Origin of the sequence: Algoriphagus sanaruensis (assembly GCF_001593605.1) — a bacterium.
Lineage (GTDB): Bacteria > Bacteroidota > Bacteroidia > Cytophagales > Cyclobacteriaceae > Algoriphagus > Algoriphagus sanaruensis.
The window spans coordinates 1,379,737-1,400,965 of the sequence record NZ_CP012836.1; the positions used below are offsets into that span (position 1 = coordinate 1,379,737).

Below are 21,229 nucleotides of genomic sequence, written 5' to 3' on the forward strand. Positions count from 1 at the left end.
AAATCAAAGATCAATACGATCTCATTTTGAATTTTTTCTTGAGTTCGTTGACCGCATTTCGGAAGCTAGCATCTGTTTCGATCATGTCGTTCACAGTTTGTACAGCGTGAATCACAGTACTATGGTCGCGGCCTCCAAAATGGTATCCGATCGATTTTAAAGAATGTTGGGTAAACTCTTTAGAAAAGTACATGGCCACTTGACGAGCAATCACGATTTCTTTCTTTCGAGTTTTTGCCTTGAGTTCGTCAGGGTGAATCCCGTAATATTCTGAAACTGACTTTTGGATAAACTCAATTCCTACCTCAGTTTCAATGTCTTTGATGAAGTTTTTGATTACGGTTTTAGCCAACTCCAAGCTGATTTCAACACGGTTAAGCGAAGCATGCGCAATCAAAGAAATCAGGATGCCTTCCAGTTCACGCACATTGGTGTCCACGGTATAGGCAAGGTATTCCACTACTTCGTCTGGAATAAATATTCCCTCGGATTGCATTTTTCTCCGGATGATTGCTACTCTGGTTTCGAAGTCCGGCATTTGCAAATCTGCTGTCAGTCCCCATTTGAATCGGGAAAGTAGACGCTCTTCCAACCCCTTCAAATCTTTTGGAGGACAGTCGGAAGTCATGATGATTTGCTTCTTGTTCTGATGCAGGTGGTTGAAGATGTGGAAGAACATCTCCTGAGTACGATCCTTTCCTGCTAAGAACTGAATGTCATCAATAATCAACACATCCACCTGCATGTAAAAGTTAGTAAAGCTCTTCACGTTTCCATCTTTGATGGAATCCATGAATTGATTGACAAACTTTTCAGAGGAAACATAAAGTACAAATTTGTCCTCGGGTCCGTTTTTGATTTCGTTTCCGATCGCTTGTACCAAGTGAGTTTTTCCCAATCCTACTCCGCCATAAACCATCAGCGGATTAAACGAAGTGATCCCGGGCTTGGTAGCAACTGCAAAACCTGCTGAACGAGCCAGTCTGTTACAGTCACCTTCGATGTAAGTTCCGAACGTATAATTCGGGTTTAGATTGCTTTGGGTAAGCAAGTCTGCATCTAGCGAAGGGATTTCAAAGGGAGTTTTAGATTCGATGGGTGCCGCCTTTTTGACTTGATTATTTCCTTGTGGATAGGAAACGACATACGGCTGATTGGAGGAATTTCCTTTATCTACCACCACGGCGTATTCAAGACGCCCATTGGCTCCAAGCGTATTCTTAATCGCAAGTTTTAAAACTTGTACGTAGTTGTCTTCCAGCCATTCATAAAAAAACTGACTGGGTACCTGAATAGTCAAACTTGAACCTTCTAGTTTGACGGGGTTAATAGGTCTAAACCAGGTAGAAAAGCTCTGTTCATTTACGTGTTGTTCGATAACACGCAAACACTCATTCCAAACTGCACTGGCTTCTGAACTCATTTACTACGTTAATTGCTGGGAAAACCACTTTACCCGGTAAGGGTAGGGGGTCAAATTTGTGGAAAATTAACTTAAATAAAAAATCGAAAACCGCTTGAATAATTCGATTATGAATTTTCTTAATTCATTTTTTCAAGATTGTTTTTTCTTTTGGAAATAACACCTCGTTTTCTAAATGCATTTTGCATGGAGCCAAGATATCCTTTGGTCTAATACGGATTAGGCTTGATTTTCTTTTACGTGTTGATTTTCAGCAACTTGAGCTGGAGAGGGTTTTTGTCTGATCAAATGTTGGAATCCTTCCTAAAAAACAATGGGAATCGCTAATTTTGATTGGTTAGCATACCCTTCTTACTACCCAAATATGACCCAAAACTTGTTTTCAGAATTTGCTCCTACCTCCAAGTCCGATTGGATCCAGCAAGCGATTAAGGATTTGAAAGGAAGAGACTTTGATCAGACCTTAACTTCCACGCTTTGGGAGAAAATAACCCTACAGCCATTTTACACTTCAGAGGATATTCCAGAAAAGGTTTCATCTAAGATTTTTCACCCGGAATCTGAAATTCTAGGCATGTCGGCTCGAAACTGGAGCAATGCAGTCAGTGTTTATCCGGATTTTTCTTCCTCCCAAATCTTGGAAGTTCTTCAACACGGGGCAGATGCACTTGTGCTTCATTTACATGGATTTGAGGATTTAACGCAACTTCTTGCGGGGGTTATACCCGAATACATTTCGATATTTATTCGGCCTATTGGTAATCCTATTCCTGCGCTAAAGCAATTTTTTGATTGGGCGGATCAAACCGGAACAGACCCTGAAAAAATCAAAGGTGGTTTGCTTTGGGCTCCCTCCGATGTAGTCTTTGACTGGAATGAACCCTTCGGATTAGGACTGGAAGTTTTGGAGGAACTAATAGAAATGAGCGAACCTTATCCCAACTTCAAACCTCTGACATTGAAAACCTCCCGTTATTCTGAGGCAGGTGGTGATCCTGTACAGGCAATCGTCTGGAGTATGGGTGAATTGATTGAAATACTTGATTCTGAGCAAGTGTCTGTTGATCGATTATTCCAAAGCATACTCCTTGAAGCGAGTATCGGCGAGTCTCATTTTGGTGAAATAGCCAGATTACGAGCATTTAGAGAAGCCATGTCAAGGTTAGCAGCCACTTATGATGTCCAGATTCCTGAGGAAAAATGGGAACTCATTGCTCAAACTGCTCAATGGTCTAAGTCAGTTCTTGATGTCCATACGAATCTTATTCGACAGACCTACGAGGCAATGGCTGGGGTGTTGGGTGGAGCAAATCACCTCTGGCTTAGGCCAATCCTAGAAGAGGACGCCGGAGAGCTGGAGCAAAGAATAGCGAGAAATGTATCCACTATTTTAAAAGAAGAGTCTTATTTGGATAAGATCATGGATCCTACAGCTGGGTCATTTTACATCGATTCACTTACCAGTACTTTGGTGGATATTCTAAAGAAAGGGTTGAAGGACCTAGTCGGAATGGGAGGTTGGCAATCCATCCTTGAAAAGGGATCAATCCATGAATCGGTTCGATCTCGAAGGCAGGCTATTCAACAGGCCTATTTTGATGGAGATTTCTCAAAAATTGGTGTAAATAAATACCCAGCCTTGCCTGTGCTTCAAAAGAATTATTCTCTGGATTATTTCGAGGAAAAGAGCAATGAACTCAATCCTACCCGTGCTTCCTATCTTGTTGAACTCAAAACTTTGGAGCAATGAAGCCTGATTTTTCAAAATGGTCTAATCAAACCAAGGGATTTGAGAACCAATCACGATTAGAATTTTGGGAAACAGCAGAGCAGATCAAGGTTCCAAACCGATTTGATTCTCAAAGACTTTCGCATATCGATCAACTTCATTTTGCAGCTGGCATTCCTCCCTATCTTCGAGGTCCTTACAGCACCATGTATGTGCAAAGGCCCTGGACCATTCGTCAATATGCTGGATTTTCGACTGCAGAAGAATCCAATGCATTTTATAGAAGAAACCTAGCGGCAGGACAAAAGGGACTTTCGGTAGCCTTTGATCTAGCAACTCATCGAGGCTACGATTCAGACCATCCGAGAGTCCAAGGTGATGTCGGCAAAGCGGGGGTGGCAATAGATACCGTGGAGGACATGAATATTTTGTTTGATCAAATTCCCTTAGATCAAATGTCTGTATCCATGACGATGAATGGGGCAGTTATTCCGGTTTTGGCATTTTTTATTGTGGCTGCAGAGGAGCAAGGTGTAAGTCCTGAAAAGCTCAGTGGGACCATCCAAAATGATATTTTGAAGGAATTTATGGTGAGGAATACCTACATCTATCCTCCTCAGCCAAGTATGCGGATCATTGGTGACATCTTTGAATTTACTTCGAAGTATATGCCAAAATTCAACTCTATTTCTATTTCTGGTTATCATATGCAGGAGGCTGGTGCCACTGCTGATTTAGAGTTGGCTTACACCTTGGCGGATGGACTAGAGTATCTTCGGACAGGGATCAAAGCTGGTCTAGATATCGATGATTTTGCGCCTAGGTTGTCCTTTTTCTGGGCGATTGGGATGAACTATTTTATGGAAATTGCCAAGATGCGAGCGGGGCGATTGCTTTGGTCCAAGATCGTAAAGCAATTCAATCCCAAGGATCACAAGTCATTGGCCCTGCGAACACACTGTCAAACCTCCGGCTGGTCGCTTACGGAGCAGGACCCGTTTAATAATGTAACTCGAACTGCCATCGAAGCACTGGGAGCAGCGATGGGACATACGCAGTCTCTCCATACCAATTCTCTGGATGAGGCAATCGCCTTGCCTACAGATTTTTCTGCGCGAATTGCTAGAAATACCCAATTGGTATTGCAAGAGGAAACCGGAATCACGAAAGTCGTGGACCCTTGGGGAGGTTCTTTTTATGTAGAATACCTTACTGACCAACTTGCTCAGAAAGCATGGGCTCTAATTCAGGAAGTGGAGGAAATGGGTGGAATGGCGAAAGCGATCGAGGCTGGACTTCCTAAACTTCGAATCGAGGAAGCTGCAGCCAAGAAACAAGCGCGTATAGATAGTGGTAAAGATATTATTGTCGGAATCAATCGATATCAGGTAGAAAAGGCTACCGAAATTGATTTGCTCGAGGTAGACAATCAATCGGTTCGAGAAGCTCAAATCCAACGTCTCCAAGAAGTAAAAGCCACAAGAAAGCAGAACGAGGTGGATGCTTCACTGGAAAAGCTTACCCATGCAGCTCAGACAGGAACAGGGAATTTGCTGGCCTTGGCTGTGGATGCCGCTCGAAAAAGAGCTACTTTAGGAGAAATCTCCGATGCGATGGAAAAGGCCTTTGGAAGACATAAGGCTCAGACGAAATCGATCTCCGGAGTTTACGCAGCAGCAGTGAAAAATCAAGAATCATTTAAAAAAGCCCAATCACTTTCTGATCGATTTGCTGAGTTGGAAGGTCGTCGCCCTCGAATTTTGGTGGCCAAGATGGGGCAAGACGGGCATGACCGTGGGGCCAAAGTGATTGCTACTGGATTTGCTGATTTGGGATTTGACGTAGACATCGGGCCCTTATTCCAAACGCCTCAAGAGGTGGCAGAGCAGGCTGTCGAAAATGACGTTCATTTGGTAGGGGCTTCCTCCCTAGCGGCAGGTCATAAGACGTTGATTCCTCAATTGATCCAAGCGCTTCGAGACTTGGGTAGACCAGATATTATGGTGGTAGCTGGTGGTGTAATTCCAGCCAAAGATTACGAGTTTTTGGAAAAAGCCGGAGTTTCGGCAGTATTTGGGCCGGGTACAGTTTTGTCGGAAGCGGCAATAACAATACTGGAAAAATTGATTCAAGAATAAACAAAAAGGGCTGTTTTAAACAGCCCTTTTTGTTTTAGTCAATTTTTATGAGTCTGACAGATAGGCCATTAAATGGATAGCTCAGGGCCTTCTCGAAGGGGTATTTATTCTCGCCAAGGTTTCGGTTGATCACTAGGTTTTCTTCGAGTGTGCTGCTCCAGAAAAATGCTATTTCTCCAAACCCCTCAAATTCACCGACATCATTGATCATTCCGATTGGATAGCCTTGAAATCCACTTTCGTTGGTCCCATTCTCGGAGCTCCAGCCTTGAGCGCTTTTTAGTTTAATAGTGGCGGCTGCAGAGCCTCCCAGAGCTTCGGCGAGTTGGTTCCAATCCTCATCTGTGGGGATTCTCCAACCCTCAGGAGCGATACCACGTTCGTCTGAGATTGCTAGATAATTATATAGTTTTCCCAAGAATTGGCCATTGGCTTCGTCGAAATTCAGGTCCACATAAGCAGGCATCATAAATGCCTCTCCAAGCATCCACTCTTCTCCATCGTAGGCAGCTGGAATCGTGTCGCCATTTCTAAAGGTACTGACATTGAGATTTTCGGCCATCCAAGTCTGATTTCCGATTTTTATGGTGGCGTAGGTTCGTCCTTCGTGGTCTGTAACTTGGCCATTGGCAATGAAGGGAAACGATAAAATGAGGACTAAAAAGAGGTTTTGCATAGTTGTGAAGGGTTTGTCAAAAGTATGCAACCCGTTAAGGACTCACCATACGTCAAATTCCGTATTTAAAGCCCCTTTGTCCTAATTATATCGCCATTTCTAATAGCGCATAACTCAGGCTTTTTCCATGCGCATCCATTGCCAATGAAGTGGTTACGCCACTGGCCAACGCGTTTTCACAAGTGAAAAGAAGGGCTTGAAGTTCAGGAATTTCGTGGCGGGTTATAGGGCCTTTTAGCTGGTGGGCGAGGTGGTGTTTGACTTTTTCAGCGGTGACTTTCTCTACCAAAAGCTCATAATCCTTATCGTCCAAAGGAAAAAGGGAGAGTACCAGGGTATTTCCTTTGTCTCCAGCACGGCTGTGCGCGATATCGGCGAGTTTCTGGCTCATGATTCAAAGACTTGGATAGAGGGTTGAATTTGATTGCGGTTCAAAAGAATAGAAACTACACCTATCACCTCATGGAGGTACTTTCTTGCGCCTCCGCCTCCAGCAGGTCCATTGGTGTAGAGTGCTTCTACCTCTTCTCCGACGAGTTGTGCCATGGATTTTTCATTCGATTTTCCTGCGATCCTTAGGCGGATTTCATAGGGTGAACTCCCATAAGATAGGCTTTCTCCGTGTAGCGAACTCTGCCCGATGTAATCGATTCGAAATTCTTCAAAATGATGTCCAATCCGCTTTTTGATAATTTCTCCGGCCAATTTTGCGCGTTCCACCGCATTCGCTCCGGCATAGGAAATTTCACCCTCTCCAATCCAGCCAGCCTCATACCCCACACTTACTTTGAGGGTTTCGGGTTTGGATTTTCCGCTTCCTCCAGAGACTTTTATTTGGTTTGTGGTGACTTCTTCAAATCGCACACTTCGAAAATCTGCGATGACATCCGGCGTGTAATATTTTTCGGGATCGAGAACCTCATATAGCAATTGTTCCTTGGCAGTTTGGGAATTAATCAAGCCTCCGGTGCCTTCTACTTTTGAAATCAAACCCAGGCCATCTTGACTTACCTCCACAATTGGATGCCCAAGGATATCCATATTCGGGACCGGTTTGGTTACAGGGTCTGCAAAATACCCCCCTGTAATTTGCCCAGCACATTCCATCAAGTGGCCAATGACCGTTCCTTTACCCATCAGATCGGCATTTTCAGGGTCCCAGCCAAATTCATAAACCATGGGGGCAAGAAAAAGGGAAGGATCAGCTACCCTGCCTGTCAGTATAATATCCGCATCCGTTTTCAAAGCAGGAATAATCGTATCCACTCCTAAATAAGCGTTGGCAGAAATCAATTTTCCATAAGAAGTTAGAGCTCTGTTACCTTCCAAACTAAGTTCCGTTCCTTGAATATGATGAAAGACATCATCTCCAAGCACAACAGCCACTTTGATTTTTAATCTGAGGCCTTGGGCTATTTCGAGGATTTTTTTTGCTCCGGAGATGGGATTAGCGGCACCCATATTGGTGATAAGCCGTGTCCCGTGTTGAATTAAAAGTGGGAGTAAGCCTTCGATTCTTCGTTCCAATAGGATATCATACCCTGCGTTTGGATCTTGTTGCTTTCTCTTTTGCGCCAAAGCGATCGTTCGCTCTGCGAGGCATTCTAATACAAGGTAATCTAAATTTCCATGTTGGGTCAGGATCAAGGCAGGTTCAAGACGATCTCCCGAAAACCCAGCCCCACATCCGATTCTTAGTTTTTTCTTCATTTCAGATAGAAATTATTCCGGATAAAACTGCCACCAAAAGCATGACCATGGTGGTTAAAAAGGCTAATGGAATCGTTTTTTTCTGATGATCTCCCAACTCAATGCCAGCCAATCCAACCAGTAAAAAAGTAGATCCCGTCAATGGGCTGACAGGAAATCCGGTGGTCATTTGCCCCAAAATCGCAGCTTGGCCTACTTCCAAACCGCTTGCTCCAAATGAAGTGGCGGTGGAGGATAGGAGAGGTAAAATTCCAAAGTAGAAGGAATCCGGATCAAACAACATGCTGGCTGGCATGGCTACCAACCCAGTAAGTATGGGGAGTTTTTTCCCTACTGATTCAGGTAGAATTCCTTGGACGGTGGCTGCCATGGCTTCCATCATTCCACTTCCTTTGAGAATTCCTGTAAAACATCCCGCTGCAAAAAGGATCCCCGCCATTAGCATCGCTTCTTTTGCATGTCCATCGATTCGCTGTTTTTGATCCTCAACTTTCGGGAAATTGATCAACAAAGCAAGTGCGAACGCAATCATAAAAACGACAAAGGGAGGTGCCCAAGAAAGTATGATACTAATTACAGCCACAAGGATCAGCAAGATATTTACCCAGAAAAGCTTGGGTCTATTGACGGATTCTTGAATTTGCGTTTGAGATTTTAAAGGCTCGAATAGGACCGATTCCAAATTCGCCTTTTCCTTTTTTCCCAGATAAAAAGCAATAAAAAAGACCGTAATAAGCCCTGCAATCAAAGGGAGAATCATCGGATTAAAAAGCTCAGTCACTGTTACATTCAAGGCAGATGCAGCACGAATAGTTGGGCCTCCCCAAGGAAGCATATTCATCGTGCCGGCAGAAATAGCAACAATACTTGCCAATGTCAATCTATTCATTCCCATTTGGTCATAGATGGGGGCAAGTGCAGGAATAACAATTAAGAAAGTCACCGCACCTGAACCATCCAAATGAACCAACATACTCAAAAGGGCTGTCGCCAAGGCAATCTTGATGGGGTCATGTCCAGCTGCGCGGAGAAGTCCAGAAATTATGGGTTGGAAAGTGCCCGCATCCATTAGGATTCCAAAGAATAGAATTGCGAACACAAACATGACTCCTGTAGGCGCAATAGTTTGAAGTCCTTCACCAATCCAGGTAGGAATCTCAGTTGCATTTCCTGAAATTATTCCGGTACCAATAGGAATGAGTGTTAGTGCGATAATTGGAGAAGCTTTTTTTGTAATGACCAAAAAGAGCAAAAGCAGAATCGTGAGCAGTCCAAGAAATGCAAGCATGACTTAAGGATTGAGGCTTTCCATAAATTTCATTTGAGGCCAAAATGGCATTGCTCTGGTTTTTACCTCTGTTCCCAATTCAATTACGAGTGGGTTTTCAGGATTGAACACAGGCCATTCCGGTAATCCTTCACCATTGGGATTCCCTGTTTTGACAAAGTTGACCCAATAGTCTGACATCTGTTGCTCAAGATCATAATCTACTTGTTCGAAAGGGCGATTCCAATTTCGTAGCGTATGTAAAGCATAGCTAAACTCAGCAGAATGAAATGCTCCAAAATTGGGTTCCCCGGGAGGTACTCGAGTGAAAAAATAGAGGTATGCATCGTTTAGGCCTTTTTCCGATTGCATCTTTGCCCAGGTATAGTTTTGGAAGCCAAATCCTAAGACACCGATTGTATTTAAGGATTCGCTCAGTTCAACTTCATTTTCCGCAGGAAAAAGCTCTAAATATTCGCCAGCTCGACCCCCATATTGTTTCTTAGCGTTGGCTTTAAATTCGGAGGGTGTGGTAGGCGGATTACCTGAAACTCGATCATCGGCATTCCACCCTGTGAGAAGGGGTACATCCGAAAAGGTTCCATTTTCAAATGCTTCTCGGACATTAGGAAGGATTTTCCCATCTACCACCGGTCCAAAACGTGCCGGAATTTTCAGAAGGCTATCTGCCGGTAGTTGGCGGAGATCAGCTAATGTGATTCCCAAAGTATCGGTAAGTTGCTTGCCGCGCTCCTCAGCCCCCTGGATTCCTGAAATCAGACCAGTTCCTCGATTAAACATGCCGCCACTTTGGGCGATAGCTTTGTGAAAAAGCTCTTTAGCTTTTGGAGAAACGACCAGAGCATTGACACTGAATGCTCCTGCTGACTGGCCCGCGATGGTGACATTGTCAGGATCTCCACCGAATTCGGCGATGTTCTTTTTCACCCACTCTAATCCAGCAATCTGATCTAAAAGCCCGTAATTCCCGGAGGTTTGTTCTGGATTTTCAGCACTCAATTCAGGATGAGCCAAAAACCCAAGCATGCCCACTCTGTAGTTAAGCGCAACGACGACAATGCCCTTTTTTGCTAAATCCTCACCATCGTAAAGTGGTACGGTATTTCCGCCTGAGCTAAACCCTCCTCCATAAATCCAAACCATCACGGGTCGCTTTTCATCCTTTTTATCGGCGGCAGTCCAAACATTGAGGTACAGGCAGTCTTCTGATATGGGTGCTTTTGGAATCAGGAATTCCTCCGACCAGGCAAAAAATGGAACGGGCGGATTTTGCATTGGAGCAGCAGGATTTTCTGTACAAGACTTGATTCCTTCCCAAGGGATCACGGGCTGGGGAGCTTTCCATCTGAACTCCCCAAGAGGAGGTGCTGCAAATGGAATTCCCTTAAATACTTTAACCTGTCCAGAAGAGTCTAATTTTCCGGAGATCAAACCTCCTTCCACCGAAAGAGAGTCGATTGAAAGTAACTGGGCTTGTTCAGATTTGGAACAAGAAAAAAGGAGTACACTCGCTGTGAAAAGAAGCAGAATGGAGGCTATTCGCATGGGTTAGGTGGTTTTGAAACTGTAGAGGTAGGGAGCTTTGTGGCTTTTGCCAGTAAATAGTTTTTCATGCCTTTCCAGAATGTCAAGACTGAGCATTTTTCGCTGAAAGCTTGTTCTTCGAAGTTTTTGCCCGAGAATGGCTTCATAGACAGCCTGAAGTTCATTCATTGTAAATCGTTCGGGAAGCAAATTTCCTCCGATCAATTTTCGGTCAAGATTGTCCCGTAATGTTTGTAGCGCCTTCTGGACGATTTTTCCGTGGTCAAAAATTAACTCCGGAAGTTGCTCAACCTCGTACCAAGCAATAGAATCTGATAAAGCATCTGGTGTAAGAGTGACTTTTTCGTGGTCAATTAAGGCATAGTAGGCAACTGAAAAAAAACGATCCAACATCCAATAATTCTCAGGAATGAGGTGCCCATTAGCTTCTAAAATGGTCCGCATTTTTTCGGGCTGAAATCGATCAATATCCCCAAAGGTGTGGAATTGCTCAAGATAGATTTCTTTTAATCCGGTTCGTTCATAGAGACCTCGTTTGACGGCTTCTTCTAGGTTTTCCGTTTTTCTAACAAATCCACCAGGAAGTGCAAACCAGCCCGTTGCATGATATTCCATCAGGAGTATTTTTAGTTTTCCTTTCGAAAAACCAAAAACAACGGAGTCATAGGCAAGGTGAGGAACGTATTGGGTGACTTCAGGGAGTGGCATACTGGGCTTGGATTCTGGTCTAAGTAACTAGGAATTTTCGGGACTAGCAATTAATATTGTCTCACTATGTAACAATAGCTAGATAGTATCCCCGAATCTATGAAAATCTTTTCAATCACATGGGCATTGGTTTTATTCCATTCACTCAACCTACTCGCCCAAAGCAATAATTTTATGCCGGTTCAGACTACGCTAAAAAACGGCATCATTGAAGGAAACTACAATGTAACCAATGGTATTTCCACCTATTTTGGAATCCCATTTGCTCAGCCACCTGTCGGTGAATTGCGTTGGAAAGCGCCAGTTCCTGTTTCTTCTTGGCAAGGCGTAAAAGAGACCAAAAGATTCAGTCCAAGGCCTGTGCAAGGCTTGGTCTTTGGAGACATGAATTCATGGTCTGATGGAGTCTCTGAGGATTGTTTGTATTTGAATGTTTGGACTCCAGCTAAACGAAATAGCAAAGACCTGCCGGTTTTAGTTTATTTCTATGGTGGAGGATTTGTGGCAGGCGATGCCTCAGAACCTAGATACAATGGGGAATCCATGGCTAAAGAGGGGGTCGTGGTAGTTACTGTTAATTACCGATTGGGTGTGTTTGGCTTTTTGGCTCATCCAGAGCTGAGTGCAGAAGCTCCTTACAAGGCTTCTGGAAATTACGGTTTGCTGGATCAGGCTTTGGCTTTGCAATGGGTGAAAGAAAATATTACTGCTTTTGGAGGTAATCCAAATCAAGTGACCATAGCAGGTGAGTCTGCAGGATCGATTTCGGTATCCTATCAAATGGCTTCTCCGCTTTCTAGGGATTTGATCCATGGAGCAATTGGGGAAAGTGGAGCCGGAATCAATCCAACTTTAGCCCCGGTTTCTCTTCGGGAGGCAGAGGAAACCGGGAAGGAATTTTTTGAGAAAGCGGGTATCCAATCTATTCGACAAGCAAGAAATATGTCTGCGAAGGATCTTTTTGAGGTCTATCAGGAGTCAGGTCGATTTGGATTTCCGGTGGTCATTGATGGGTATTTGCTTCCAAAGACCCTTCCGGAGATTTTCCGTGCTGGTGAGCAAGCGCAAGTTCCTTTGTTGCTTGGATGGAATTCGGCAGAAATTCCTGGAGCCGCCTTTATGCAAGGAAAACCTTATACCAAAGAGAATTTCATAGAAAAAGTAATCGAAGCCTATCCGAAAGATTCTGATTTGGTATTATCTCTTTATGCGCACGAAACACCAGAGGAAGTAGAATATTCGGCGACAGATTTAGCATCAGATCGTTTTATCGTGTACAGCACCTGGAAGTGGTTTGATCTCCATCTAAATCATAGTAATCAGCTTGTTTATCGATATTTATTCAGCAAACTGTCACCACCCTTGGTGGATAAAAACTTGACGGCTGGGCTTGCTGGTGGAACTGTAAGAAATGAGAATCCGGCTCCTGCTCCTAAACAGATTGGGGCAAGGCATGCTGCTGAGATTGAATATGCGATGGGGAATCTTCATCTGGTCAAGGAGTTTGCTTGGACTCCCGAGGATTTGAGAGCATCTAAAACGATGTTTGAGTACTTTACCAATTTTGTAAAAACCGGCAATCCAAATGGAGGGGATAACCCTAACTGGTCAGCTGCTAAAGCAGGAGATGATCAACCTTCAGTTATGGTCATAGACACGGAATCCAAAGAGGTTAAGGCATCTTATGACGCACGTCCAAAATTTCATGATCGCTTCTATAAAAATGGTAATTGAAGCCTAGATCAAAAGAGAAAAGCGAACAGATTTTTGATTAACACGGGGTCTGTTGATGCACGAAGGCCGGTTTTACCGGCCTTTCGTCTTTTTAAATTTTAGAAGAAAATTGATGAATTGAATCTTTTCAATCCTATTCTTTCAAGAGTATTTAATAAACCAAAATTGCTTTTCCAGCTTCGCAGGTCACGCTTTTAGGAGGACTAACAAACATGCAGTCGGAGAAGACATTATTCTTTTGGTTGTATTCAGCTTGGAGCTTTGTGTATTGGTTTACCAAATCCATGAATTTAGATTCAAGGCTTTGGTGAAAAGCTATATATCGAGTGGGACCACCGCAGGCCTTGCTTCCCATAGCCGTGAATTTCCATTCGGAAGAATTGGTACAGGATACAGATTCCGAGAGTGCGATGATTTCTTTTTCCAACTGCTCGATTTCATCCAATTGGTATTGTTTATCATTACCATCAAAGAGTTCACAAGAGGTAATGAATGCTACTAGAAAAACCAGATAGATCCAATTTGTTTTCATAAGGATAAAGGTAGAAAATCAAGGAATTTGATACTTGAACGTGAATTGAAGCTTTTATGCTACAGAAGAAAGTAGGATTTTGTAAAAAACGAAAAACCACCCGATTCCAGGTGGTCTTGGCTTCTTATCTCTTAGCCCAAGTCTTGATATTGGCTCTAGCTACTTGATACTTAGACTACGTCTTCTCCTCTCAGCTTCACCACGGCTCCTTCTAGGATGTCTCCGATTCGAATTTGGCAAGCTAGTCGAGAAGTTGGGAAGTATTCAGGAAGGTTTTCAAGCTGATCAAGTTCAACATCGGTAGCTTCTCCAAGTCCATCTTTGCCCTCCAAGATTTCGACATGGCAAGTTGCGCAAAGCGCCATCCCACCACATGTCGCCAAAACAGGATATTCAGAAGCTTTTAATACTTCCATCAAGCTTAGTCCCATATCTGCGGGAGCTTCAACTTCTTGGCGGTTGCCGTCGTGGTCTTCTACAGTAAATTTAATCATGGATGAAATAGAGTTAGAATGCATTAACACCATTTACTGTGGTGTATTTGAAGCTTAGTTTTTGATCAGGGTAGACGTATTTGAAGGCAGAATGCATCATGATTGCTGCTTCGTGGAAGCCACAAAGAATCAATTTCAATTTTCCTGGATAAGTATTGATGTCACCGATAGCATAGATCCGTTCTACTCCAGTGGAGTAATCCCTTGTGTCCACTTCAATGGCATTTTTATCGATGCTTAATCCCCAATCGGCAATGGGGCCTAACTTTGGAGATAATCCAAAAAGTGGGATTAAATAATCCGCATCAAGGATTAGATCCTGCTTGTTTTTATCCTCAAGGATTACTTTTTCAAGTTTACCTTCTCCGGTTACCTCTTTAAGATTGGCAGAGAGGATCAAATCAATTTTACCTTGGTTGGCCAAGTCAAAAACTTTCGAAGCAGAATCAGGAGCACCACGGAAGGTTTCATTTCGATGGACTAAGGTGACTCGTTTTGCAACCTTTGCTAGGAAGATAGTCCAGTCTAGGGCAGAGTCTCCGCCTCCAGCGATGACCACATTTTTATCTCGATAGGTTTCTGGATTTTTCACCATATAGCTGATTCCCTTACCTTCAAATTCTTCGAGATTGTTCAAGACGGGCTTTCTAGGTTCGAAGCAGCCCAGGCCACCTGCGATGATGATCACCTTAGCATGTACCTTGGTTTTTTCATTCGTAGTCACAATGTAGCTTCCGTCCTCTTGCTTATCCAAATGATCCACTCGCTCTCCAAGGGTGAAAGTGGGCTGGAAAGGTTTTGCTTGTTCCATTAAGTTATCTACCAAATCCTGGGCTTTCACTTCAGGGTAGCCTGGAATATCATAGATGGGCTTTTGCGGATAGATTTCAGATAACTGACCTCCAATCTGGGGAAGTGCGTCAATCAAGTGACAGCGCATTTTGAGTAAGCCTGCTTCAAAAACAGCAAAGAGCCCCACCGGGCCGGCCCCGATGATGCAGAGATCAGTGTGGATCATAGTTGTATTCATGGTTTCTATAGGAACAACCCAGGTTGGTTGATTTTGTTCGTGTAAATATAATTAGTGTGCTAACTAGTTATAATTCATCTAAGCTTTGACCGTCCAAATTTTGGTAGATTGTATTTAAAATCCGTTTAAATTCTTCGAAATCGCTTTCGTTTAGATTTTCCCAAGCCTTTTCGCGAATTTCTAATACTTGCGGCTTCAATTCAGTGACTTTAGCCACGCCGGCCTCTGTCAAGTGGAGATGAAAACTTCTCCGGTCTTGAGGATGAAGTAGGCGTTCTACATAGCCTTTTTTGCACAAGAGATCGATGATGCGAGTGAGAGTGGGATGGTCTTTAAAAACTAAATTAGCCAACTCAGTTTGACTCATAGGCCCACTTTCAGAAAGGTTTTTAAGGACGAGCCATTGATCTACTGTCACATCAAAATCCCCCTGCTTAAACTGCTGCTGGGCATACTGCTTGACCTTTCGGGCAGTACGATCCAGGAGGAAGGAATAGCGGGCGAATAGTTCTTGTGTCATACCAATTGTTAGTGTGACAAATATATGAAGAAAATCTAGGCGATGTCTAATTTGGAAGGATAATTCAGGCTTTGATAGACAGAAGACTTAGGCAATTTTATACCAATAGGAAACTGAAAAATTTTAATAGGAATTTCCAAAGGAGTTAATCAAAAGGTTTGCTTAAAAAGAATGGGGTGATACGTAAATTTTTAAATAATTATGAAGTTCAATTAAATCTTGGTAAAGGTAAATTATGTTGATTTTTCTAAGGTAAAGGTTGTAAAAATACCGGATAATTTTTTGTTTCTGTTTTTTGATAAAATGACTTAATAAATATATTTAAATGTATTTCAAATACAATATTTTGCTTTTTAAATCATTTTGTCACATATTTGTTCCTGAAACGAGTGCGATTTTCAGCTTATCCAAAAAGTTAATTCTTTTGGTATAATTTTGAGGAGAAAGTCGTGGTTTCAAAAAATGGTATGGCAATTAATCAATTTCGTATTTCATTCCTATTTCAAAGAAGAGGCTCATGGTTGAGGTCTTTTGAGATTCCATTCTTTTTCATTCTTTACTTAATCACGTTTTTGATTGTTTTCGAGTCTGAAGGTCAGATTCAGGTACGGGGGGCTGCGACTACGGCTACAAGTACTAACACCTCGGTTTCAATTGCTAGGCCAAATGGTCTCCAGATTGGAGATTTAATGATTGCAACCATAAATCAATCAACCAATAATAGTGGTGCACTTTCTGATGCTACACGTTCTGGCTGGGTAAAACCTAGCAGTGGTGCTTCTGGATTATACTATCAGAATGGTAATGATAAATGGTGGGGAACGGTACTTTACAAATTTGCTATAGCTAGTGATGTTGCAGCTTCTAGTTTTTCTTTTCAGGGTGATTCGGATGCAGATGATGTACAGGGTAGTATTATCGCATTTTCAGGAGTCGATGAAATAAGTCCTTTTGATGCTATTGGTGAATTTACAACCAGTAATTCGGACGATAGGAATTTAACAGCAAGCTCGATTAATACCACAGTAGCTAATTCGGCGGTTATCATGTTGGCATTCATTGAGGATAATAGAACATTTAGCAATTGGTTAGCTACTTCTCCTTCCACATTAACGGAGCTTTTTGATAGTCCGTTTGATGCAGATAGGGACATGGGTATTGGTGGCGCTTGGGCTATAAAATCAAATATTGGTCCGACTGGAGATGGTAGGGTTACTTTGAATAATAATGCAAGAGATGGTGCAATTCTTCTTGCTTTAAGACCGAAAAGACCTGCCTCTACGGTTACCGTCAAAAATGGCGTAGCCGATTCTTTTACTTATTCCGGTTCTGCCCAGGGTCCAGGAATTAATGATTTTGATTTTACTGGCTCCACAGGTACCAAATCAGTACTTTACTCAGGGACAGGAAGTACAAGCTATACTTCAGCTACACCTCCCACTAATGTGGGAACTTATCAGGTAGTCGTTTCTGTGGCAACAGATGGCACCTATGGAACAGGAAGTTCTGATCCTTTTAGCTTTTCAATAACTCCCAAGATTCTATCCATAACTCCCGATGAAGGCCAGTTTAAATTGATAGGAGAATCTGACCCAAGTTCTTTATCGTATCAAGTTTCTGGATTTGAGTTTTCTGATAACGCGTCCTTGCTATCGGGTAGCCTAGTTCGAGATGCAGGAGAGGCCGTTGGTTTTTATGAAATCAGACAGGGAGATCTAAGCATTTCTAGCAGCAACTATACCCTTGAATTTGCGTCTGGTATTTTCTTTGAAATCCGATCAAATCCCACTCAATACCTTGTCTCTGTTTCCTCCCAAAATCCCAAAAAAGGAACTTCGATTACCGTTTCTGCGCAATTGGCCGATGTAAACGGCAGTGCGATTCCGGAGTCAGGACGTGTAGTAACCTGGGCTGAATTATCAGGTGTTACAGGCTCTTTTGGTGCATCAACCTCCGTAACCGATGCATCAGGTATTGCGACTGTTCAATTCACGGTTTCCAACCAAGTTGGAGTAAGTACGGCAATAACCGCATCGGGGTCTGGTGGGCTTTTTGGAACTTCACCTATTGTAACTACAGTAGATTCCGCACCCACTCAATTGGTGTTTCTTCAGGCTCCAAGCGGAACTACCGAGGCAGGTCAGCCATTTGCGCAGCAGCCGATTATTGAAATTCAAGATGCAGATGGGAATCGTGTAGAAAGTGCAAACTCCTTGGTATTTTTGAGTTTAGCGTCGGGGACGGGTGAGCTAAGAGGAGAAGTTGAACTTCAAGCAATCAATGGTCAAGCAACTTTTACGGGTTTGAACATTGATTTGGTAGGAGATGATAAAGCCATTTTGGCTGAGGCAGACGGCTTGACTTCAACAACATCAAATCCCTTTTCGATTTCTGCTGGACCTTCAGCCTTGTTTACTCGTTATGCAGGTATTCAACAGGTAGCAGCAATCGGGACGGCTGTGACTACTCCTCCGGCTGTTCGGGTTCAGGATATTTTTGGAAACCCGATTTCAGGGGTTTCGGTCAGTTTTGAGGTGACTTCTGGTGGAGGTAGCATACAGCCGACTACTGCGGTACTTACTGATTTAGAAGGGATTGCCGCTTTAAGTTCTTGGACTTTAGGCCCCGATGCTGGGTCCAATACAGTAGTTGCAAGTGCTTCTGATTTTACTTCGCTGACCTTTACAGCTTTAGGAAGTGAGGACGCGATTGTGGAGTTTACATCAAATGCTACTTGGGTGGTTCCTCCGGGAGTTACTTCAATCTTTGTAGAGGCATGGGGCGGTGGCGGTGCAGGTGGTGGCGTTAACGGCAGTAGAAGTAATCGCCGTGTCGGCGGAGGTGGCGGTGGAGGTGCATATGCCAAAAAAATATTAACTGTAACCCCTGGTGAGGTTTTAAGTCTGAATGTAGGCTTAGGAGGCAGTACTAATTCTGCGAATATTGATGGGCCTGATGGGCAACCAACCTATATCCAAGAATACAATGATCAAATATTTGCAGCTGGAGGTATCGGGGGGCTCCGGACTAATGGTTCGAATGATCCGGCTTCAGGGGGGGCTGGAGGTAGTGAGTCAAATTCCATCGGGGATTTGGTAAGGCCTGGCCAGAATGGAACAAGAGGTGGTGAGAATGCGTCAACCCAATTTAATGGAGCGGGAGGTGATGCCGGGCTAGAGAATACCGGTGCTTCTAGTAAAACGACTTCTGGAGATGGAAATACTGGTGGAGTTCCAGGTGGTGGAGGAAGCGGAGCATTTGTAAATGGAGATAGAAATGATCGTATAGGTGGTGCCGGAGGCTCTGGAAAAATCATCATCACTTACCCTAAGCCTGTCAACCAATTCCGCGCAGCGTCTTCTGGCAATTGGGAGGATAATGCGACTTGGGAGCAGCAATTTTCCAATGGTCAATTTGCTAAGATTGACTCCAAACCATCCTCAAATTCCACCGTGCTCATTGCCGGTGAAACTATCAAAGTGACCATTTCTGATGACTTAGCGTTTACAGGAACTGTCATAATAAATTCTTTAGGCGAATTATCACTTGCTTCTGGTAAAAATCTTTCCCTAAACTCCGGAGCTACTCTTACCCTTGGGAATGAAGGGATTCTTAGTCTTCCTGCTGATGGATTTATTCAGGGAGCAGGAAATATAGCTATCAATAAAGGCGGGACATTGGCGATAGCTCATCCGGACGGAATCAAAGCTTCTGGGGCAAGTGGTGCCATTCAAAATTCAGGAACTCGATCTTTCAGTCCTGAAGCCAATTACCTTTACAACGGTTCTCAGCCACAAACTGTAGGCGATGGCCTGCCTCCTGTGGTTAATTCTTTGATTATTGATAACATTTCTGGGGTTACTTTGGATAAACCTCTTGAGGTTACTTTGGACCTGGTAATGAACGCAGGTGCACTTGAACTCGATCAGTCCTTGATGGTGGATTTGGGAATGACACTCAATGGATCCTCTCAGGTAGTGGTCAAGGAAGGAGTTTCTTTTACCGCAGATTTATTGTCCAACTTGACTACCAATCAGACTTCAAGAATTGTCCTCCAACCCGGAGCAAAATACAGCAACTTGGGTGTCAGCAGTCCTCGATTAGAGGTGCAACAACTCTTGACTGGGGTAAAAGGATGGAGAATGTTAGGTTCTCCGGTTACGGGAGCGACTTACCTTAATTTTCTAAGTGGATTGGAGAGTCAAGGGTTTACTGGAAGTACTAATCCTAGTCTTCAACCTAATGTATTGTGGTGGGATGAAACCGATGGAGGTACGACCCTTCAAGGCTGGAGACAGCCTGCCAATATTAGTCAGGAAGTTCCTAATGGCAGAGGACATTATGTTTACGTGTTTAATGGGGGTTCTAAAGCTTCGGGAGGGAATTATACCGACAATCTTCCATTGACATTATCTGCATTGGGTACAGAGTTTAACTTGAATACAGGAGGGTTTGATTTTGGGGTAACTTACACGCCAAGAAATGAAAACTTTAAAGGTGATGCTCCATCTGGCACATACACCCAAGTGGCAACAGCAAACGAAGGATTTAACCTGATTGCTAATCCGACAGCGAGCTTTATCGACTTTTTCAATGAAGCTGGTTGGACTAAGGATAAAATCGATGAGACGATCTATATCTGGGATCAAAACTTTAATAATGGCCAGGGAGATTTTCTCGAAATAACTGCGGATACTCCTCAAGCAGAACGATTGATTGCTCCCTACCAAGGTTTTTGGGTGAGAACCAGTCAGGAAAATCCTAGTCTGGTTATGAGCAATGAAGCCAAGTCTTTTGCCTCTAGCTTATTTTATGGAAGAATAGTCAATGAGGAGCCTGCCTCACAAGCAAGCAAGATTAAGCTTTCGGTGCAAGGAGAAGGATTAAAGGCCAATGCAAGCTTGCGAATTTCTGATCAGGGAGAGGATGGAATCGATCCTTGGGACGCATTTCAACTGGAATCTTTGAATAGTACTTGGCTGAATCTTTATTCTCTCGGTTCACCTCAGCAGACGGATCCTTTGGTCATTAACCATTTAAGTTTGCCTAAGCAAGGGGAAAAAACTGTTCCATTATACCTTGCAGCAGCAAAAGAGGGCAAGCCTTTCTCAGGAACATACACCCTAAATTGGGAGCTTCCTGCAGAATGGCCTACCGAAACTCGTGTGGTCCTCATGGATCATATTTCTCAAAAGGCGATTGATATGAGCCAAATTCAGTCATATGAGTTTAGCTTTGAAGCGCCTACTTCGACCAATATGAGAATTCGTACCGAAGAAGGAGGTATGAAACAACCTCAGGCAGTCGTATTTTCTCATGAGGTCGTCGATGGTCAAGGAGAGAATTTCAGGACTAATTCTGGTCAGATTACCCGTCCATTTACCATCGTGATTGGCTATACGGGTGAAGGAGCAAACCCGGAATACCGTCCAGAGCAGCCTAAGTTGTACGCACCTAGTCCAAATCCGTTTGTAGATCGCACGCAGATCAAGTTTTATCTTCCTGTGGAGGATTCTGCGACGGTCAAAATTTATGATCTAAAAGGGCAAGAAGTGGGTGCTTTTGAACAGCAAGTGTATCCAGCCGGTATCCATACCCTGAATTGGGAGCCGAATGCCATTCGTTTACCTAAAGGTGTTTATTTGATTCATGTAGTTACCAGTAATCAGGTATTGATCCAAAAGGCACTTAAATTCTAAGTC

At 43.4% G+C, this 21,229-nt stretch carries 15 protein-coding genes; 4 read left to right on the plus strand and 11 right to left on the minus strand.

Features of this window, described 5'->3' with window-relative positions:
• Positions 1-10 precede the first annotated feature (10 nt).
• On the minus strand, positions 11-1,423 hold the full coding sequence (dnaA, locus tag AO498_RS06150; RefSeq protein WP_067544799.1) for a chromosomal replication initiator protein DnaA: 1,413 nt from the start codon (positions 1,421-1,423) through the stop codon (positions 11-13).
• Positions 1,424-1,787: 364 nt separating this feature from the next.
• Between dnaA and AO498_RS06155 the strand changes: the two genes are divergently transcribed.
• Both AO498_RS06155 and scpA read left to right on the plus strand, forming a co-directional pair.
• Positions 1,788-3,173: a methylmalonyl-CoA mutase family protein gene (locus tag AO498_RS06155; RefSeq protein ID WP_157883967.1), complete on the plus strand. Its 1,386-nt coding sequence runs from the start codon at positions 1,788-1,790 to the stop codon at positions 3,171-3,173.
• Positions 3,170-5,290 (plus strand): methylmalonyl-CoA mutase, encoded by a 2,121-nt coding sequence (scpA, locus tag AO498_RS06160; RefSeq protein WP_067544804.1) that lies wholly within the window; start codon positions 3,170-3,172, stop codon positions 5,288-5,290. Before AO498_RS06155 ends, scpA begins: the two co-directional genes overlap by 4 nt.
• 34 nt (positions 5,291-5,324) lie before the next feature.
• On the opposite strand, the gene AO498_RS06165 is transcribed toward scpA, so the two are convergent.
• The 6 genes from AO498_RS06165 to AO498_RS06190 all read right to left on the minus strand — a co-directional run bounded on the left by AO498_RS06165 (position 5,325) and on the right by AO498_RS06190 (position 11,217).
• Positions 5,325-5,966: a fibrobacter succinogenes major paralogous domain-containing protein gene (locus tag AO498_RS06165; RefSeq protein WP_067544806.1), complete on the minus strand. Its 642-nt coding sequence runs from the start codon at positions 5,964-5,966 to the stop codon at positions 5,325-5,327.
• Between the two features lie 85 nt (positions 5,967-6,051).
• Positions 6,052-6,357, minus strand: coding sequence for an AtuA-related protein (locus tag AO498_RS06170; protein WP_067544808.1), 306 nt, complete (start codon positions 6,355-6,357; stop codon positions 6,052-6,054).
• On the minus strand, positions 6,354-7,676 hold the full coding sequence (locus tag AO498_RS06175; protein ID WP_067544810.1) for an acyclic terpene utilization AtuA family protein: 1,323 nt from the start codon (positions 7,674-7,676) through the stop codon (positions 6,354-6,356). The genes AO498_RS06170 and AO498_RS06175 overlap by 4 nt, the downstream gene beginning before the upstream one ends.
• Before the next feature lies 1 nt (position 7,677).
• Positions 7,678-8,964: a CitMHS family transporter gene (locus tag AO498_RS06180; RefSeq protein WP_067544812.1), complete on the minus strand. Its 1,287-nt coding sequence runs from the start codon at positions 8,962-8,964 to the stop codon at positions 7,678-7,680.
• A 3-nt stretch (positions 8,965-8,967) separates the two neighbouring features.
• Positions 8,968-10,509 carry a carboxylesterase/lipase family protein gene (locus AO498_RS06185; protein WP_082792195.1) on the minus strand — a complete coding sequence of 514 codons (1,542 nt, stop codon included), beginning with the start codon at positions 10,507-10,509 and terminating at the stop codon, positions 8,968-8,970.
• A gap of 3 nt (positions 10,510-10,512) precedes the next feature.
• Positions 10,513-11,217 carry an NUDIX hydrolase gene (locus AO498_RS06190; RefSeq protein ID WP_067544814.1) on the minus strand — a complete coding sequence of 235 codons (705 nt, stop codon included), beginning with the start codon at positions 11,215-11,217 and terminating at the stop codon, positions 10,513-10,515.
• Between the two features lie 99 nt (positions 11,218-11,316).
• Between AO498_RS06190 and AO498_RS06195 the strand changes: the two genes are divergently transcribed.
• On the plus strand, positions 11,317-12,951 hold the full coding sequence (locus AO498_RS06195) for a carboxylesterase/lipase family protein (RefSeq protein WP_067544815.1): 1,635 nt from the start codon (positions 11,317-11,319) through the stop codon (positions 12,949-12,951).
• Between the two features lie 151 nt (positions 12,952-13,102).
• Here the strand turns inward: AO498_RS06195 and AO498_RS06200 are convergent, their stop codons facing one another.
• The 4 genes from AO498_RS06200 to AO498_RS06215 all read right to left on the minus strand — a co-directional run bounded on the left by AO498_RS06200 (position 13,103) and on the right by AO498_RS06215 (position 15,527).
• Positions 13,103-13,483, minus strand: coding sequence for a hypothetical protein (locus tag AO498_RS06200; RefSeq protein WP_067544816.1), 381 nt, complete (start codon positions 13,481-13,483; stop codon positions 13,103-13,105).
• A gap of 170 nt (positions 13,484-13,653) precedes the next feature.
• A complete protein-coding gene (locus AO498_RS06205; protein ID WP_067544818.1) occupies positions 13,654-13,977 on the minus strand; it encodes a 2Fe-2S iron-sulfur cluster-binding protein in 324 nt (107 codons plus the stop codon).
• A 13-nt stretch (positions 13,978-13,990) separates the two neighbouring features.
• Positions 13,991-14,995, minus strand: a complete 1,005-nt coding sequence (locus tag AO498_RS06210; protein WP_067544820.1) for an NAD(P)/FAD-dependent oxidoreductase — start codon at positions 14,993-14,995, stop codon at positions 13,991-13,993.
• A 79-nt stretch (positions 14,996-15,074) separates the two neighbouring features.
• Positions 15,075-15,527 carry a MarR family winged helix-turn-helix transcriptional regulator gene (locus tag AO498_RS06215; RefSeq protein WP_067544822.1) on the minus strand — a complete coding sequence of 151 codons (453 nt, stop codon included), beginning with the start codon at positions 15,525-15,527 and terminating at the stop codon, positions 15,075-15,077.
• A 689-nt stretch (positions 15,528-16,216) separates the two neighbouring features.
• On the opposite strand from AO498_RS06215, the gene AO498_RS06220 reads away from it, so the two are divergent.
• Positions 16,217-21,226 (plus strand): MBG domain-containing protein, encoded by a 5,010-nt coding sequence (locus tag AO498_RS06220; protein WP_192842570.1) that lies wholly within the window; start codon positions 16,217-16,219, stop codon positions 21,224-21,226.
• Positions 21,227-21,229: the final 3 nt, after the last annotated feature.